At 33.5% G+C, this 15,750-nt stretch carries 21 protein-coding genes; 9 read left to right on the top strand and 12 right to left on the bottom strand.

The features are described from left to right. Positions 1–5: 5 nt before the first annotated feature. Positions 6–287 carry a Gar1/Naf1 family protein gene (locus tag HNP90_RS07500; RefSeq protein ID WP_011977418.1) on the bottom strand — a complete coding sequence of 94 codons (282 nt, stop codon included), beginning with the start codon at positions 285–287 and terminating at the stop codon, positions 6–8. A 487-nt stretch (positions 288–774) separates the two neighbouring features. Between HNP90_RS07500 and fni the strand changes: the two genes are divergently transcribed. The 4 genes from fni to HNP90_RS07480 all read left to right on the top strand — a co-directional run bounded on the left by fni (position 775) and on the right by HNP90_RS07480 (position 4,731). Next, positions 775–1,842 carry a type 2 isopentenyl-diphosphate Delta-isomerase gene (fni, locus tag HNP90_RS07495; protein ID WP_011977419.1) on the top strand — a complete coding sequence of 356 codons (1,068 nt, stop codon included), beginning with the start codon at positions 775–777 and terminating at the stop codon, positions 1,840–1,842. Between the two features lie 72 nt (positions 1,843–1,914). Beyond that, the gene (locus HNP90_RS07490) at positions 1,915–3,261 is read left to right on the top strand and encodes an RNase J family beta-CASP ribonuclease (protein WP_011977420.1); all 1,347 of its coding nucleotides are present in this window, start codon (positions 1,915–1,917) and stop codon (positions 3,259–3,261) included. Positions 3,262–3,274: 13 nt separating this feature from the next. Beyond that, a complete protein-coding gene (locus HNP90_RS07485; protein ID WP_011977421.1) occupies positions 3,275–4,228 on the top strand; it encodes a polyprenyl synthetase family protein in 954 nt (317 codons plus the stop codon). A 50-nt stretch (positions 4,229–4,278) separates the two neighbouring features. Next, positions 4,279–4,731, top strand: a complete 453-nt coding sequence (locus HNP90_RS07480; protein WP_011977422.1) for a DUF2118 family protein — start codon at positions 4,279–4,281, stop codon at positions 4,729–4,731. Between the two features lie 4 nt (positions 4,732–4,735). On the opposite strand, the gene HNP90_RS07475 is transcribed toward HNP90_RS07480, so the two are convergent. Beyond that, positions 4,736–5,845, bottom strand: coding sequence for a TIGR04013 family B12-binding domain/radical SAM domain-containing protein (locus HNP90_RS07475; RefSeq protein WP_011977423.1), 1,110 nt, complete (start codon positions 5,843–5,845; stop codon positions 4,736–4,738). Between the two features lie 57 nt (positions 5,846–5,902). Between HNP90_RS07475 and HNP90_RS07470 the strand changes: the two genes are divergently transcribed. The 4 genes from HNP90_RS07470 to hisE are packed head-to-tail and all read left to right on the top strand — an operon-like array spanning position 5,903 to position 7,460. Further along, positions 5,903–6,175 carry a hypothetical protein gene (locus HNP90_RS07470; protein WP_011977424.1) on the top strand — a complete coding sequence of 91 codons (273 nt, stop codon included), beginning with the start codon at positions 5,903–5,905 and terminating at the stop codon, positions 6,173–6,175. Positions 6,176–6,204: 29 nt separating this feature from the next. Continuing rightward, complete coding sequence (locus tag HNP90_RS07465; RefSeq protein ID WP_011977425.1) at positions 6,205–6,669, top strand: gamma carbonic anhydrase family protein; 465 nt, start codon at positions 6,205–6,207, stop codon at positions 6,667–6,669. A gap of 48 nt (positions 6,670–6,717) precedes the next feature. Then, positions 6,718–7,131, top strand: a complete 414-nt coding sequence (gene ribH, locus HNP90_RS07460; RefSeq protein ID WP_011977426.1) for a 6,7-dimethyl-8-ribityllumazine synthase — start codon at positions 6,718–6,720, stop codon at positions 7,129–7,131. A 38-nt stretch (positions 7,132–7,169) separates the two neighbouring features. Further along, positions 7,170–7,460, top strand: a complete 291-nt coding sequence (hisE, locus tag HNP90_RS07455) for a phosphoribosyl-ATP diphosphatase (protein WP_011977427.1) — start codon at positions 7,170–7,172, stop codon at positions 7,458–7,460. 1 nt (position 7,461) lies between these two features. Here the strand turns inward: hisE and HNP90_RS07450 are convergent, their stop codons facing one another. The 6 genes from HNP90_RS07450 to cofH (HNP90_RS07425) all read right to left on the bottom strand — a co-directional run bounded on the left by HNP90_RS07450 (position 7,462) and on the right by cofH (HNP90_RS07425) (position 12,722). Continuing rightward, positions 7,462–8,373 carry a CBS domain-containing protein gene (locus tag HNP90_RS07450; protein ID WP_011977428.1) on the bottom strand — a complete coding sequence of 304 codons (912 nt, stop codon included), beginning with the start codon at positions 8,371–8,373 and terminating at the stop codon, positions 7,462–7,464. A gap of 130 nt (positions 8,374–8,503) precedes the next feature. Further along, positions 8,504–9,244 (bottom strand): Nif3-like dinuclear metal center hexameric protein, encoded by a 741-nt coding sequence (locus HNP90_RS07445; RefSeq protein ID WP_011977429.1) that lies wholly within the window; start codon positions 9,242–9,244, stop codon positions 8,504–8,506. Further along, entirely contained in the window at positions 9,241–9,849 is a 609-nt protein-coding gene (locus HNP90_RS07440) for a HemK2/MTQ2 family protein methyltransferase (RefSeq protein WP_011977430.1), read from the bottom strand. Before HNP90_RS07440 ends, HNP90_RS07445 begins: the two co-directional genes overlap by 4 nt. Before the next feature lie 13 nt (positions 9,850–9,862). After that, on the bottom strand, positions 9,863–10,342 hold the full coding sequence (locus HNP90_RS07435) for an RNA-binding protein (protein WP_011977431.1): 480 nt from the start codon (positions 10,340–10,342) through the stop codon (positions 9,863–9,865). A 106-nt stretch (positions 10,343–10,448) separates the two neighbouring features. Continuing rightward, positions 10,449–11,528 (bottom strand): 5-amino-6-(D-ribitylamino)uracil--L-tyrosine 4-hydroxyphenyl transferase CofH, encoded by a 1,080-nt coding sequence (gene cofH / locus HNP90_RS07430; RefSeq protein WP_048060430.1) that lies wholly within the window; start codon positions 11,526–11,528, stop codon positions 10,449–10,451. 117 nt (positions 11,529–11,645) lie between these two features. Next, on the bottom strand, positions 11,646–12,722 hold the full coding sequence (cofH, locus tag HNP90_RS07425; protein WP_011977433.1) for a 5-amino-6-(D-ribitylamino)uracil--L-tyrosine 4-hydroxyphenyl transferase CofH: 1,077 nt from the start codon (positions 12,720–12,722) through the stop codon (positions 11,646–11,648). Between the two features lie 231 nt (positions 12,723–12,953). Here cofH (HNP90_RS07425) and mer point away from each other — a divergent pair, with 231 nt between their 5' ends. Continuing rightward, positions 12,954–13,916, top strand: coding sequence for a 5,10-methylenetetrahydromethanopterin reductase (mer, locus tag HNP90_RS07420; RefSeq protein ID WP_011977434.1), 963 nt, complete (start codon positions 12,954–12,956; stop codon positions 13,914–13,916). 64 nt (positions 13,917–13,980) lie between these two features. Here the strand turns inward: mer and HNP90_RS07415 are convergent, their stop codons facing one another. The 4 genes from HNP90_RS07415 to HNP90_RS07400 form a co-directional block, all read right to left on the bottom strand. Continuing rightward, a complete protein-coding gene (locus HNP90_RS07415) occupies positions 13,981–14,403 on the bottom strand; it encodes a DUF2666 domain-containing protein (protein ID WP_011977435.1) in 423 nt (140 codons plus the stop codon). 111 nt (positions 14,404–14,514) lie between these two features. Further along, complete coding sequence (rpl18a, locus tag HNP90_RS07410) at positions 14,515–14,745, bottom strand: 50S ribosomal protein L18Ae (RefSeq protein ID WP_011977436.1); 231 nt, start codon at positions 14,743–14,745, stop codon at positions 14,515–14,517. A gap of 18 nt (positions 14,746–14,763) precedes the next feature. Then, complete coding sequence (locus HNP90_RS07405; protein WP_011977437.1) at positions 14,764–15,447, bottom strand: translation initiation factor IF-6; 684 nt, start codon at positions 15,445–15,447, stop codon at positions 14,764–14,766. A 36-nt stretch (positions 15,448–15,483) separates the two neighbouring features. Continuing rightward, on the bottom strand, positions 15,484–15,735 hold the full coding sequence (locus HNP90_RS07400) for a 50S ribosomal protein L31e (RefSeq protein WP_011977438.1): 252 nt from the start codon (positions 15,733–15,735) through the stop codon (positions 15,484–15,486). Positions 15,736–15,750: the final 15 nt, after the last annotated feature.

Here is a 15,750-nt window from a genome sequence, read left to right as displayed (position 1 = left end):
TAAAGTTATCTTTTTCCTTTTTTACGGGTTTGAGATTGTTTTCTAGGTTGTTCATTCATAACAAAAACATAATCGGATTCAAGGGTTTTTTCTGCATCCTCTTCACTGTAGGGGATTATTTTTATGTAAGGCTCTTCAACAGGTCCAAATACATCGTAAATTTTACCGATCTTTTTAATTCTATCTTTAATTTTTATTCCAACAAGTGAATTAAAACGGGGCTGTTTTTTAACACGCCCAATTATTTTTCCTTTTGGAGTTCTGTGCAGTATTTTTATTTTTTCCAACGAAATTCCCCCAAATCGAATGATTAGAGTATATTGAAAATTATGAATATTCAACAATAAAATCGATTCATATATAGTTTCCGCACGATACTATTTATATATTTCGAAAAGTATATATATGATTTACGAAATAGGATTGCAATTCTAAGAACAAAATGGAACTGAAAACGGTATATATAATGAAATTATCGATAGATTTATATACCATGTACAAAAGCCCTAGCATTTTAGCAATAGGAATCATAAATAACCCAAAAGTATTTAATAAATAAGATAAATTTAGTGCGACATAAGATATGTTTTTTTAACAATTTTTTTACACCAAACTTTAAAAACAGGCAAAATTTAAATCTATTAAAAAACAAAGTAAAAATTCGAGATTCTTTTTTTATTTTTTACATCTGGAAAAGCTTTTTATTATTTACTTACCTTGTTTTAATAACTGTAATTTTTCGGACTTTAGATAATAATATATAGGTGGTTATTCGTGAATAATAATAGCATTGAATATAGAAAGTTGGAACACCTTATTGTATGCGACCACTGTGATGTGGAGTATAAAAAAGGAACCCTTCTTGAGGACGTTGAATTAATTCACAGCGGTATATCAAACTGCGATTTAGACGATATCGATACATCTATCGAAATTTTTGGAAAAAAATTAAATGCTCCGTTAATTGTGGCAGCAATAACTGGTGGACATCCCAAAGCAAAGGAAGTCAATAAAAATATTGCTATTGCTGTCGAGGAACTAAATTTGGGTATGGGTGTAGGCTCACAACGGGCAGCTATATCAAAAAGCTACCTTGAAGACACCTATTCTGTTGTGCGGGATCACACTTCCTCATTAATAATAGGAAATCTCGGGGCAGTTAACTTTGTGGAAGATTCATGGGACGAAGAAATTATTTCAAAGTCTGTAGAAATGATTGATGCAGATGCAATGGCAATTCATTTCAATCCACTACAAGAAGCAATACAGCCAGAAGGCGATGTAAACTTCAAAGGACTTAATATTTTAAAAGAAATAATTTCAAAGTACAATAAAATACATGGAAAAATCCCATTTATCGCAAAACAGGTTGGCGAAGGATTTTCAAAAAAAGACGCCATTTTTTTAAAAGAAATAGGCTTTGATGCGATAGATATTGGCGGAAGTGGCGGAACTTCATGGGCTGCTGTAGAGCTTTACAGGATAAAAGATGAAGAGCAGAAGAATTTTTCAAACCAGTATTTTAACTGGGGAATTCCAACTGCAGCATCAATTCTGGAAGTAAACTCAGTCTTTTCAGGACCCATAATTGCAACAGGCGGAATAAGGACTGGAATCGATATCGCAAAATCAATTACAATCGGTGCAAACTGCTGTGGAACTGCTTTGCCAATTTTAAAAGCAGCCTTAAAGTCTTCAGAAGCTGTTACAGCTGTGCTTGAAAGAATGATTAAAGAATTAAAGACTACAATGTTTTTAACAGGTAGTAGTAATCTAAACGAACTAAAATCTGCCAGATATGTTTTAAAAGGCGATTTAAAGAATTGGAAGGATCAGATTTAATAATTTAAATATTATCCATCGGAATTTTTTCAATCTTATTTATTCAGGTATTTAAAAAAAGGACGTGATAATTTGCAATTAGAAGTAGTCGCAATAGGTGGATACGAAGAAGTCGGAAGAAATATGACTGCCGTAAATATCGACGGCGAGATCATAATTTTCGATATGGGTGTAAGACTCGACAGGATAATGATTCACGAGGATACAGATATCTCAAAAATGCACAGTTTAAACTTAATTGAGATGGGCGTAATTCCTGATGACACAGTAATGAAAAATATCGAAGGAGAGGTCAAGGCAATTGTTTTAACGCACGGGCACCTCGACCACATCGGAGCAATTACGAAACTTGCGCACAGGTACAATGCCCCAATTATCGGAACTCCATACACTTTAGAGCTTGTAAAAAGGGAAATTTTAAGTGAAAAGAAATTTGACGTTAGAAATCCATTAATTACTTTAGAAAATGGAAATAAATTAGATTTAACAGCAAATATTACTTTAGAATTTGTAAAAATCACACACAGTATTCCAGACTCTGCAATGGCAGTACTTCACACCCCATACGGTGCAGTAGTTTATGGAAACGACTTTAAATTTGATAATTTCCCAGTAGTTGGTGAAAAACCAGATTACAAGGCATTAAAAAGAATTGGAAAACAGGGCGTAATTGCAATGGTTTCTGAAAGTACTAGAGTCGATTTTGAAGGAAAAACAGCATCAGAGGGAGTTGCCGCAAATCTTTTGAAAAACGACCTTCTTGGAACGGATAATGAAGACAATGCAGTAGTAGTTACCACATTTTCATCACACATTGCAAGAATCAAGTCAATTACCGATATTGCATCAAAAATGGGTAGAATTCCAGTACTTGTTGGAAGATCAATGGCAAAATACTGTGGAATTGCAGAAGACATCGGTTTAGTTAAATTCCCAAAAGAAACAAAAATCTGCTGGGACCCTTCATCAATAGACAAAACTTTCCACCAGATAATGAAAGATGGAAAAGAAAACTACCTCATGGTCGTTACAGGACACCAGGGTGAAGAAGGTGCGGTTTTATCAAGAATGGCAACTAATAAAACAGCATTTAGATTTGAAAAATACGATCAGGTTGTATTTTCTGCAGACGTTATTCCAAACCCAATGAATGCGGCACAAAGGTATTTATTGGAGGCAAGGTTAAAATTAGCAGGAGTTAGGCTATTTAAGGGGGCTCACGTATCTGGACACGCGGCAAAAGAAGACCACAGGGACATTTTAAGATGGTTACAACCAGAACATTTGATACCTGCTCACGGTGATTTTAATTTAACGTCAGCATATGCTAAATTGGCTGAAGAAGAAGGATTCAGACTCGGTGAAGATGTACACTTACTCAGAAACGGTCAAAGTTTGAAATTTGAAAGAGTAATTTAATTGAGGTGCTATAATGGTGTTTGATAGGGAAATATTGTCAAAAATCGATTCTGAACTCAAAAAATACATGGAAAAAGATACTAATCTTTACAGTGCTTCAAAACACCTTTTACTTGCAGGCGGTAAAAGAGTAAGGCCTTATCTTTCAATTATAACATATCTCTTGAAAAAAGACGATATTAACGAAATAATGGCACCAGCACTTTCTGTTGAATTAATTCATAATTATACGTTAGTTCATGATGATATAATGGATAACGATGACCAGAGAAGAGGAATGCCTACAGTTCACACTATTTATGGTGAACCAATCGCAATTTTAGCCGGGGATTTATTATATGCAAAAGCATTCGAAGCCCTTTCAAATATCGGAGATAGCAAAAAAGCTCACGAAGTTTTAAAGGTACTTTCAAAGGCATGTGTTGAAGTCTGCGAAGGGCAGACTGATGACATGGAGTTTGAAGAAAGGTTCCCTACTTTAGACGAGTATTTTGACATGATTTCCAAAAAAACAGGAGCTTTAATTGTGGCTCCTGTAGAAATTGGAGCAATCATGGCAGAATGTACTCCTGAAGAAAGGAATGCGCTCTGTAATTATGCAAAAAGGATTGGAATGACTTTCCAGATTCAAGATGATGTTTTAGATTTAATCGGGGATCAAAAAACAATCGGAAAACCTGTTGGAAGCGATATTGTTGAAGGTAAAAAGACAATGATGATAATTTACGCAATGGAAAACCTTTCAGAAGATAAAAAAGAAAGATTATTGCAGATTTTAGGAAATAACAACGCAACTCCTGAAGAAGTTTCCGAAGCAATTGAAATTTTAGCAGATTCTATCGAATACGCAAAAAACACAATGAAAAAAGCAACTGAAGAAGCTAAACACTACTTAAAAATATTTGATGCGGAAAAAAGAAAGAATCTCGAAACTATCGCTGATTTTATCATTGAAAGAATTCACTAATTACTTTTAACTGCATATTTTAACTTTTTTTAAAATTTAAAGGTGTTTTAATGAAAATTCCTAAAATTTACGTTGAAGGAGAATTAAACGACGGCGAACGTGTTGCAATCGAAAATAATGGGAAAATAATAATTTTCTTAGAAGAAAATGAAGAATATTCTGGAAACGGCAAGCTTCTTTATACGGTTATTTATGATGATTTAGTAAAATATTTAAGTTTAAATAAGTTAAAAAAAGATGTTTTAATTCAATATCCTGACAAACACACAGTTACTTATCTCAAAACAGGAACCGAACTTATTTCCGTAGTTGCAGAAGGTTACGAAGTTTATCCAATAATGGATTTCGGTTTTCGGGTTTTAAAAGGGTATCGACTCGCAACACTCAAAAGTAAAAAAGGAGATTTGAGGTACGTTAATTCCCCAGTAAGTGGAACGGTCATATTTATGAATGAAATCCCTTCAGAAAGAGCAAATTATGTATTCTACATGCTTGAAGAATAATTTTTTATTCTGAATTTTTTGAGTATTGGTATCCCCAGGAACCAGTTATCTGTCCTTTTTTTGCCATTTTTCCCAAAGTATCCAAAATTTCCTTTTCAAGAGGTTCTGGAGTACTATTTTCAAAGTAAGTTCCGCAAAGTGACATGAAATAATGTGCATGAACTTTTCCATTCTTTTTTATGATGTATTTCATCAAATCAATAGTTTCTTTCCTCTGGTTTTCTGTTTCATTTGGAAAACCAAATATAAAATCAACTTTTGGAATTAAATCGCAGTCTTTAGAGGTTTCAACCGCATTAATAACATCTGAAACCAAGTGTCCCCTTCTAATGTTTTTTAAAACTTCATCACTTCCACTCTGAGCTCCAAAATGAATATATCTATTATCACAGTATTTATTCACTAAATCGAGTGTTTCAAAAGTTACAAATTCAGGTCGCACTTCTGATGGAAAAGTTCCGAAAAAAAGCCTTTTTTTAATTTCAAATAGACTTTTCATCAGTTTTTCAAGCTTTTCTATATCGGGTTTTGTACCTGTTTTTGACCCGTATGAAAATGCATTTGGAGTTACAAACCGGATATCCCCCATGGTTTTTACAATTTTTACGATACTTTCAATACTCCTGTGCCTTATATTTTTTCCAAATATTTGGGGAGTTTGGCAGAATCTGCAGTTGTATGGGCATCCTCTAGTAATTTCTATAGGTGCAAGAGGCCATATTTTTTCATAATTATCAAAATTTTCAATAGGTATTCCCTTAATTATTTTTTCAAGGCTTTTTCCTGATTTTATAGAATTTATAAGGTTCGGCAGTGAAATTTCCCCTTCACCAATTATAATGTGATCAAACCCCATGTTTAATGTATCTTCCGGGCATCCTGATGGATGAGGTCCCCCGGCAATTAAAATAACATCTTTTTTAAGTTTTTTTAATTCGTTTATTTCGTTTAAAACTTCTTTTTCTTGCATGCTCATAAATGAATATATCAATATCTCTAAAGAATCTAAATTTTCAATTATTTCACTAAATTCTTTGAATAAACTCCCGCCTACCAAAGGATATAATTTTGAGATGCTGTACTTGTTTTTCGAAGTCATTCTAAATCCAATCATAACTTTAAATAATTATGATTGGTATATAAAATTGACAGTAGTTTGGGAGGTGCCCTTTTGAAAAAAAGACCAACTCTATATATCCGGATACACTACCCTGGAAGTATCGTTGAAGGAGAATACGACTTTGAAGCTGTAGTAAAACTTAAAAATAAGTATATTAAATATTTAGAAACTGGAAAAGGTACTGGTACGTTATTATTTAACGAAGACAAGAGAAACTTTGCAGTGATTAGTTTTCAGCAGATTTGCGCAATAGAAGTCGATAAAACTCTGATTTTCATGGATGAATTCGAGCGAGAATGGGATAAAGTCTATAAAATAAGGTAATTTTTAATATTTTTAGTAATGGTGATTTAATGGTAAAAAGTGTAAAAATTGCGAAAAATGCCTCGATTATAGGGGACGTTGAACTCGGTGAAAATGTAAATATCTGGTACGGGGCCGTATTAAGGGCAGATATTAGCAAAATAACGATTAAAGATAATTCAAACGTACAAGATAACTGTGTCGTTCACGGTTCTGTAGGTCATCCGGTTTATATCGGAGAAGGAGTTTCCGTGGGGCACGCTGCAGTAGTTCACGGTTGCACGATCGAGGACAATGTAATTGTTGGAATGAATTCAACCGTATTAAACGGCGCAAAAGTCGGTAAAAACTCAATAATTGGGGCAAACGCTTTAGTATCACAAAATAAAGAAATTCCACCAAACAGCCTTGTTTTAGGGGTTCCTGGAAAAGTTGTGAGAACTTTAACTGATGAAGAAGTGGAATCAATAAGGGAGAATGCAAAAAGGTATCTTGAATTATCAAAAAACTTATAATGTTTAAAAATCAATGTGACTAATGTTGTAAATTAATCGGGTGAAAAAATGGTCAAATTAGGATTTGTTATCGCAGAATTTAACAGGGATTTAACATTTATGATGGAAAAATTGGCAGAAGAACACGCTGCATTTTTAGGTGCAGATGTTTCATGCAAAATAATGGTTCCTGGATCATTTGACATGCCTCTTGCAATCAAAACACTCCTCCAAAAAGATGACATCGATGCAGTTGTTACAATTGGATGTGTTATCGAAGGAGATACTGAACACGACGAAATTGTGGTTCAAAATGCAGCAAGAAAAATTGCAGACTTATCGTTGGAGTTTGGAAAACCAGTTGCTCTTGGAATTGCAGGCCCGGGAATGACAAGAATGCAGGCTGAAGACAGAATCGATTACGGTAAGAGTGCAGTTGAAGCAGCTGTCAAAATGGTAAAAAGACTTAAAGAAATCCAATAATTTAAAATTAAACTTATAAATCTTTTTTTAGTGATTTTATGAATGTTTTAAAAGAAGTTTATTCTACAATCGAGAAAAGAATTCAAGAAAAGCCCGAAGGCTCATACGTCGTTAAATTAACAACCGACGATAAAAAAACAGCAGTAAATAAAATCTGCGAAAAAATCGGTGAAGAAGCCGCAGAAGTTATCATTGCAGCAAAAGATGACGATAAAGCAGAAATAATTTACGAAAGTGCAGATTTAATATTCCACACAATGGTATTGCTTGCAAAATCAGGAATTACGTATGAAGAATTGAGTGAAGAATTCAAGAAAAGAATGAAATAATTTATTTCAAATACTTTTTAAGAATTTTTGGAAAGATTGTTCCTTCAATTAGATTCAAAATATCAGTTCTTGTAAGAATGCCTATTGCATATTCTTCGTTATCTAATATAATTAACCTTCCAACGTTATGTTTTTCCATTAAAATCAATGCATCATATATTTTTTCGTTTTTTGAAACAGTATATATTTTTTCAGCCATTAATTTCGTCACATTTTCATTTTCAAGACCTTTTGCAACTGCTTCTGCAACATCATGCAGACTCAATACTCCAAGAAGTTTTTTTCCATCCATTACTGGAATTCCACTTATATTTGCATCAAAAAGTAGCTTTGCAGCATCTCGAATAGTTTTTTCAGGCGTAATGTATATTAATTCTTTTTTTATTCCAACGTCCCCTACAGAAATCCCCGGAACGCTAGCAACACTTATCACATCCATTAACAAGATATGGTTGATGTCGTCTCTTCCAACGATCCTTCCCAAAATAACAATTTTGTTGTGATGTGTCGGTCCAACTTTTACAACGTCCCCTTCTGAAAATTTTCTAGTGTCCCCATTAACGTATATTTTTGAAGAACATGATTTTTCCCTTGTTACTGTATCAAATACGATTTTTGTAACACTTACTCCTTCAACGAGGTCTTCTCGTTTGTAGATTGGAACTGTAATTTCTTCTTCTGTTTCAAGTCCTAGTGAACGATATGTTAAACTTGTTGGAATGTATCCTCCTTTTGGTCCAGGAACTCCATCAACAAGATTCAACGCTCTCAATGCCTGCATCTGGTTTCTAATTGTTCCAGGATTTCTACTTAATCGAACTGCAATCTCTGTTCCTTTCACAGCTTTATTTTTTTCTCGATATATCGAGATCAATTCCTGAAGTATTTCTTTCTGAACTATCGTAAGTTCCATACTCCCACCGTTAAAAATGATTATAAATCGTGATATTAAATAGTGACATATATATTATTGTTTTTAATTGCTATAATAATTTTATGATTTAATTTAAGTAGAAAATCCGCAAAAAAGAGTTTAAATATATTTAAAAATCCAAAGATATGATTTTACAATTGGTGTTCTTTTCTAAATACTTTAAAAACGATTTCAACCCATAAACTTCGGTTCCATAATGTGTTCCATCGATAACTGTAAGCCCGAGCTCTTCAACAATTATTTTTGAATGGTGGGTTAAATCTCCAGATATATAAACATCTGCAAGGTTAGACACGTATCTAATAGAATCCTGTGAAAGCCCGTATCCTGAGAGAATTGCCACTTTCAACTGTTTTTTATCGTATATGCTTTTAGGAACAACGGTTTCTGGAACTGTAAATATATTTTCTTTTGTAATTTTTAGAATATCTTCAAAAGTTCCATCAAAAGTTCCAATTCTTCCAAGTCCATTCTCATATAAATTTTTAACATCTTTTAAACCATATAATTCTACCAAACAATCATTAAGTCCGTTTTTACAGATATCAAGGTTTGTATGTGCACTGTATAGTGGAATATCCTTTTCAGTTAATATTTTCAGCTTTTTATACATCGCACCGGTGAAATTTTTTATTGGATCTTTTAAAATCGGGTGGTGAGTAAATAAAAAATCTATATCTTTAGATTTTGCTTTTTCTATAACTTCTAGGGAGGGGTCAAGTGCAATTCCTAAATTCTTAACTTCTTTTTCTAGATCCAATCCAACTTGAAGTCCGATATTGTCTCCAGGTATTGCAAGTTCCTTTGGAGCAAATTTTTCAATAATTTCAATAATTTCAGAAGCTTTCATTTTTTCCACCCTGTAATTACCTGTAATTCTTCAAATAAAAATTTTAAAGACCCAGTCTGTTTAGCAACAAACCCTAACTTTTCCATTTTTGCAATGGTTTTATCGCCATTTGTAAGGGATGACTGAAGTATTTGAACGGTTCCATTTTCATTTAAATAATTAGTTACTTCATCTAAAAATTTATCCAATACCTCTCTTCCGTCTGTTCCACCATCAAATGCGTAATTTAAGTATTTTTCCAATTTTTCTTCATCCGATGTTGGAAGGTATGGTGCATTGAATAAAATTACATCAAATTTTTCATCAATATTTTTGAAGAGGTCGCTAGTTTTAAAGGATAGTTTTTCTGGATTAATTTCGTTTAATTCTGAGTTAATTTTTGCACAATCCACTGCATAAGGGTTTATGTCGATTCCGATGACTTTTACAGCACCCTGTTTTACAGCATTTATTGCTTGAATTCCGCTTCCAGTTCCAACATCTAAAACGGATTTATTCTTTACATCAACTAAATTTTCGATTAAAAGTTCACTATCTTCTGCAGGAACATATACTTTAGGGTGTGTTTTTATCTTTATTCCGTTTATTTCAATGATTTCTATCATAATAATCTATTGTTTACATTTTCCAGATTTCATCGCCAATAAAATGAATGGTTTTAATTGCTTTTCCTTTTTTTTCTTCAACCATTGTTTTTCCATCCATCAAAGCTTCTCCAACAGATAGTGGCTTTTTGTGGGTTATATCAACTACAAAAACAATGTCTCCTTCTTTTATATTTTCGTCAGCTTCAACGATTCCTGGAGCCATGATGTCTGCACCGTTTGCAATGAATTTTACGGCGCCCATGTCGACAGTAACCCTATTGTTTTCAATATCCATATTTAGGAGGAATTTCAATGTTGGGAATATCCTTCCATTATTTACCATTGCAAGAGGAGTTCCGTCTAAAAGGATTATTTCGCCTTCTTCAGTCACAGCTTTTTCAACGACAGCTTTTTTTGGAATTATTTTTTCAACGTCAAAAATATTTCCTAGTTCGTCTTTTAATTCCTTTAATTCTTTCTTTTTCAGCATGTATCTTCTTTTTATTTCCATATTTTCACGGTTAAATATTTTTCAAGATTTTAAAACAGTTTAAAATAATGTTTTAAAGAATAAGTAAGTTTAGGTTAAAAAAATAAATAAATCAGGTATATCTTATCTATTCTATAATTTCATAAGCCGTGTTTCTTTGTTTTGGAATCCTTCCAACTGCTAAAACCATGTCTTTTAATTGTTCTTCGCTCATGTAAGTTCCATAACTTCCGCCAGCAGATTTTGAGATGTTTTCTTCCATTAGTGTTCCACCGATATCGTTTGCACCGCAATTTAGTGAAACCTGACTTAATTTTGTTCCAAGTTTTACCCATGACGTCTGTATATTTTTAATACTGTCTTTAAAGAAAATTCTCGAAATTGCGTAAACTTTTAAGTCGAGCATTCCCGAAGCTCCGCTTTTTACCCGTTCTGTATGATAAAGTGGTGCGTTTTCATGCAAAAAGGTTAATGGCACAAATTCTGTAAAACCGCCAGTTTCCTTCTGAATATTTCTTAAAATTGATAAATGTTCTGCAAGATGATCATTTTCTTCGACATGGCCGTACATCATTGTACACGTTGTTTTAATTCCCGTTTTATGGGCATTTGATACAACATCGATCCATTCGGAAGTTTTTAATTTTGTAGGGCAAATTTCAGACCTTATTTCATCGTTTAGGATTTCAGCAGCAGTTCCAGGCATACTGTTCAATCCACTTTCTTTTAAAATTTTTAATGCTTCTTTTACATTTAATCCCGCATTTTCTGCGGCAGATTTAACTTCCATCGGGGAAAATGCATGCACATCTATTTTTCCATACGGTGCCGTAATTTCTTTAACTTTTTTTAGGATTTCGGCCTGAAAATAGGTATCGATTTCTTTTAAAAGCCCTCCTTGAATACATACTTCAGTAGCACCGATTTTTCTTGCTTCAAGGGCTTTTTTAGCAACTTCATCAGGATTTAAAAAAAACGCATGCGGATCACCGTGTTCTGCTTTATATGCACAGAATCCGCATGTTCCAGTGCAGATGTTTGTAAAATTAATGTTTGCATTGACGACGTAAGTAACCGCATCTCCAACGATATCCTTTCTAAGCGAATCTGCGAGTTTTATTACATCAAAAAAGTTTTCAGTATTTTCAAACAACTCAAGGCATTCTTTTTTTGAGATTTCTTTTTCCTTAAAGGATATAAAATCCATTAAATCACCAACTGGTTTGTAAGCATCTTTCATGCCTATTTTTTAATATCTAAATATTTCGATCATATCAACTATTAGTTCAAGATAAATCATTAAAAAACTGAAAAATAGGGGAATTTATTCAATTATTTCGTAAAGGGTAGTTCTTTCTTTTGGGATTCTTCCAATGCTCGTAATGGCGTTTCTCATTAAATCTACGCTCGCGTCTTCGTAGATACTTCCTGCAGCTTTTGAAACTTTATCTTCCACTAAAGTTCCACCAAGGTCGTTTGCACCGGATTTTAAAATTAACTGGCTCAACTTAGTTCCAATTTTTACTCTTGGGGCCTGAATGTTTTTTATAATATCTTTAAATAAAATTCTCGAAACTGCGTAGAGTTTTAACTCGTAAAGTCCAGTAGCTCCGTCTTTAACCCTTCCAGCTTTATGGAGTGGCGTATTTTCATGCAAATAAGAAAGTGGAATGAATTCAGTAAATCCTCCAGTTTCTTCTTGAATTTCTTTTAAAATTGACAAATGATCAACGACATGTTTGTACTCTTCAATGTGGCCGTAGATTATTGTGGAAGTTGTTGTAATTCCAGTTTTGTGTGCAGTTTTTATGATATCTATCCATTTTTTAACAGGCATTTTTAATGGACATATATCGGACCTCACATCGTCATCAAGTATCTCAGCAGCAGTTCCAGGAATTGATCTTAAACCTGCTTCACTTAACATTTTTATGGCTTCTTTTACATCAATTCCAGCATTTTCTGCACCATTTAATATTTCCTGTGGCGAATATGCGTGTACATATATTCCGCCGAGTTTTGAAGTTTCACTATTTACTTTATTTAGTGTTTCAACTTGAAAGTGCGTATCAACGTCAGGGTGAATTCCACCGTGAATTGTAACTTCGGTAAGTCCTGCTTTTTTAGCAACAACTGCTTTTTTAGCAATTTCATCAGAACTTAATTTAAATGAGTCAGGGCTGTTTTTTGAAACACTAAATGCACAGAATTTACATCCCATTGTGCACACGTTTGTGGTTTCTATGTTTGTGTTATTTACAAAAGTAACCGTATCTCCAACGATATCCTTTCTAAGCGAATCTGCGAGTTTTATTACATCAAAAAAGTTTTCAGTATTTTCAAACAACTCAAGGCATTCTTTTTTTGAGATTTGTTTTTCCTTAAAGGATGTTAAATCCATTATATCACCGGATAATTTCTAAGTTCCACTTAGGCGTTTTCGTATATAAAATTGAGTATAGCTAATTACTACGTTAATCTGGATAATACGTTTATTAATTGGTCGAAATTTCGCTGTAGGTTCTTTAATATATATATAATTTTCTATTTATTGAGAATAGAAAGTACATTATATTCCTGATTAGTAATTATACTTGTTATATTAAAACTCTAGAAATAGGAAGGTGGCAGAATGAAATTTGGTATCGAATTTGTTCCAAACGAACCAATAACCAAACTAGCATACTACGTTAAAATGGCAGAAGACAATGGATTTGAATTCTGCTGGATTACAGACCACTACAACAACAGAAACGTATACATGACCTTAGGAAACCTTGCAGCAGCAACAAACAAGATCAAGTTAGGTCCTGGTGTTACAAACCCATACGTAAGAAGCCCTGCAATCGCAGCATCTGCAATGGCTACATTAGACGAATTATCCGGCGGTAGAGCTACATTCGGTATCGGCCCTGGAGACAAAGCAACATTCGATGCTTTAGGTATTGAATGGACAAAACCTGTAGGAACAATCATCAAAGCAATCGATGACATGAAAGCTTTAATGGCTGGAAAAAGATTAGAAGAAGGAGCACAACTTGCAGTTAAACCTTCAGGAAAAGTTCCAATCTACATGGGAGCACAAGGCCCAAAAATGTTAGAAACCGCAGGATCAATTGCTGACGGTGTTTTAATTAACGCTTCAAACCCAAAAGACTTCGAAGCAGCAGTTCCTTTAATTAAAAAAGGAGCAGAAGCAGCAGGAAGAAGCATGTCAGAAATTGACGTTGCAGCATACGCATGCATGTCAGTAGACAAAAAAGCAGACAAAGCTAAACAAGCAGCAATCCCAGTTGTAGCATTCATCGCTGCTGGTTCACCTCCTATGATCTTAGAAAGACACGGAATTGACCCTGCTAAAGTTGATGCAATCAGAGCAGGATTAAAAGAAGGAAACTTCGGTGCAGCATTCGGAAACGTTGACGAAGCAATGTTAGAAGGATTTGCATTATACGGTACACCTGAAGAAGTTGTAGAAAAAGTTAAAGGCTTAGAAGCAATGGGTGTAACACAAGTAGTTGCTGGATCCCCAATCGGACCAAACAAAGAAACAAGCATCAAATTAATTGGAAAAATCATTAAAGAATTCCAATAATTAAATAACTTTTTTAAATTTTTTTTAAATTTCAAAAAAAGAGTTTTATTTTAGTTTTAAAGGTTTATTTTGCCTTTGATTTTTCAATGTATTTTTCAATCATTTTAGCTTCGATTTTCGAAGTTATTCCAAGTCTCTCTAAAACAATTTCCGTAAGAAGTCTTTTTAAAATTTCTTTTCCTTCTTTTGTTTCATCAATTGTTCCCAATTTTTTTGTAGTTGCTGGAGATTTTAATTTTGCTAATGCTCCAGATATATCTTCTTCGCTAACTCTTCCTTTTTTCTTTTCGTAGATTTCATCTGCAATTTTTGCAAGTTTTTCCATATCAAATGGCAAAAAATCTTTTATTTTTACAGAAAGTGTTTCTTCAATCGCTGCTAAAACTCTAGCGATTTCTTCATTGGATGTATTTTCATCAATTTTAATTTTTTTAGAAACGTACCATTTTCCTTTTTTGGCGTTAAACTGTATTCTTTCTTCAGACATAAAATCACCTGAATAAAACAAGTTAATATTATCGTAAAAACTATATTCTGTTTAAATTATATAAAATAGTTTCAATTGAAATCAAAACAATATATAAAAAAAGTAAGGTAATTAGTACATTTCAAGTGTTTTTTTCAAAATAGGATTTTGAACGTCTTCTTCTGAGATTTCAGAAACTTCTACAATTTTAATGTACGCCCTTTTTACTGCGTGTTTGCTACCCATTTCTGAGTACATGGTTTCTAACGCATCGTCTTCTTTTACAACGTTGTATTCTTTTGTGAATACCATTGGTTCGTCTTTTCCAAGGATTTCTCCTTTAATTCTTATGATTTTTGCCATATATATCACCAAAAATTATTAATCTATTAAATCTAGAGCTTCTTCAATTTTTAAGATTTCAGGACCTGACGTGTCGCCTCCGACAACAGCTCCTTTAGAGTTTGCTAGAATGCACGCGCCAACTGAAGTTACACCCCTATTTGCAGTGCCCCTTTCAACGTAGTCCACTCTTAAAATGTTTTGAATCCATTCTAATTCTAATTCATCAGTTAGTGGGTGAACCAGGCATCCTTTATCGGTTGCAACTCCATTTGAACCAACTGTTGGGAGTTCAGCATAGTTTCCTACTCCGGATTCTACGTCCAAAACATCCTCAATAGTTTTTCTAAATCTGGATAATTCTTCCGAAATTATGCATCCTTTGTTGTTAGTTAATATTAAGTTACCAAATGCCGTGTTTTTAGCTTTAAGTCTTTCTAAATTAACATCCAGACTGTTTTCTTTTAAAAACATTTTAATTAATTCAACTTCTTTTTCAGTCGTTATGTCAGGTACTAAAAGTCCGTTGGAGTTTCCAACACATAAGGAGCCTATTAAAGAGCTGTTTGAAATGTTTAATTGAGTTGCAGGAATGTCGAGTACGTTTTTCATACGTTCCATCGTTTTTTGATCAACTGAAAGAGGAAAAAACCCATAGTCTTCAGTTGCGAGTGAATGTACTCCTAGTGTGGACACTCCAGAAAAATATGTTTTCATTATCATAGTACCACAGTGTTTCTAGAGAAAGAAGCAGGTAGATTATTCTACTAATGTTGCTTTAACAACATCTCCTTCTTTTACAACTTTAACTCTAACTTTAGCAGGGATTTTGTTTAAACTTCTTTCCCATACTTTTTCATTGATCGAATTGTCAAGTTTTATAATGTCTGACTTCATGTGTTTCTTTAAGAACTCCCTAATTGCCCGTATAGCTCTTGGAGCTCTTTTTGTTGTAGGGCTTTTGTTTGTTACGTCTCTCAAAGGAATTGTATATATTCTTTCTTCTTCCATAATCTGCACCTCCGC

The organism is Methanococcus maripaludis (genome assembly GCF_013760955.1).
Taxonomy (GTDB): Archaea; AGJL01; Methanococci; order Methanococcales; family Methanococcaceae; genus Methanococcus; species Methanococcus maripaludis_A.
This window is presented reverse-complemented; position numbering and strand designations above follow the sequence as displayed.

Bases quoted from the DNA above. Each gene is read 5' to 3' on its own strand.
- ribH (WP_011977426.1), top strand. From the start codon at position 6,718: ATGGTCAAATTAGGATTTGTTATCGCAGAATTTAACAGGGATTTAACA.
- hisE (WP_011977427.1), top strand. From the start codon at position 7,170: ATGAATGTTTTAAAAGAAGTTTATTCTACAATCGAGAAAAGAATTCAA.
- HNP90_RS07400 (WP_011977438.1), bottom strand. From the start codon at position 15,735: ATGGAAGAAGAAAGAATATATACAATTCCTTTGAGAGACGTAACAAAC.
- HNP90_RS07465 (WP_011977425.1), top strand. From the start codon at position 6,205: ATGGTAAAAAGTGTAAAAATTGCGAAAAATGCCTCGATTATAGGGGAC.
- HNP90_RS07405 (WP_011977437.1), bottom strand. From the start codon at position 15,447: ATGATAATGAAAACATATTTTTCTGGAGTGTCCACACTAGGAGTACAT.
- HNP90_RS07450 (WP_011977428.1), bottom strand. From the start codon at position 8,373: ATGGAACTTACGATAGTTCAGAAAGAAATACTTCAGGAATTGATCTCG.
- HNP90_RS07415 (WP_011977435.1), bottom strand. From the start codon at position 14,403: ATGTCTGAAGAAAGAATACAGTTTAACGCCAAAAAAGGAAAATGGTAC.
- HNP90_RS07435 (WP_011977431.1), bottom strand. From the start codon at position 10,342: ATGGAAATAAAAAGAAGATACATGCTGAAAAAGAAAGAATTAAAGGAA.
- HNP90_RS07440 (WP_011977430.1), bottom strand. From the start codon at position 9,849: ATGATAGAAATCATTGAAATAAACGGAATAAAGATAAAAACACACCCT.
- HNP90_RS07485 (WP_011977421.1), top strand. From the start codon at position 3,275: ATGGTGTTTGATAGGGAAATATTGTCAAAAATCGATTCTGAACTCAAA.
- rpl18a (WP_011977436.1), bottom strand. From the start codon at position 14,745: ATGGCAAAAATCATAAGAATTAAAGGAGAAATCCTTGGAAAAGACGAA.
- cofH (WP_011977433.1), bottom strand. From the start codon at position 12,722: ATGGATTTAACATCCTTTAAGGAAAAACAAATCTCAAAAAAAGAATGC.
- mer (WP_011977434.1), top strand. From the start codon at position 12,954: ATGAAATTTGGTATCGAATTTGTTCCAAACGAACCAATAACCAAACTA.
- HNP90_RS07480 (WP_011977422.1), top strand. From the start codon at position 4,279: ATGAAAATTCCTAAAATTTACGTTGAAGGAGAATTAAACGACGGCGAA.
- cofH (WP_048060430.1), bottom strand. From the start codon at position 11,528: ATGGATTTTATATCCTTTAAGGAAAAAGAAATCTCAAAAAAAGAATGC.
- HNP90_RS07475 (WP_011977423.1), bottom strand. From the start codon at position 5,845: ATGATTGGATTTAGAATGACTTCGAAAAACAAGTACAGCATCTCAAAA.
- HNP90_RS07445 (WP_011977429.1), bottom strand. From the start codon at position 9,244: ATGAAAGCTTCTGAAATTATTGAAATTATTGAAAAATTTGCTCCAAAG.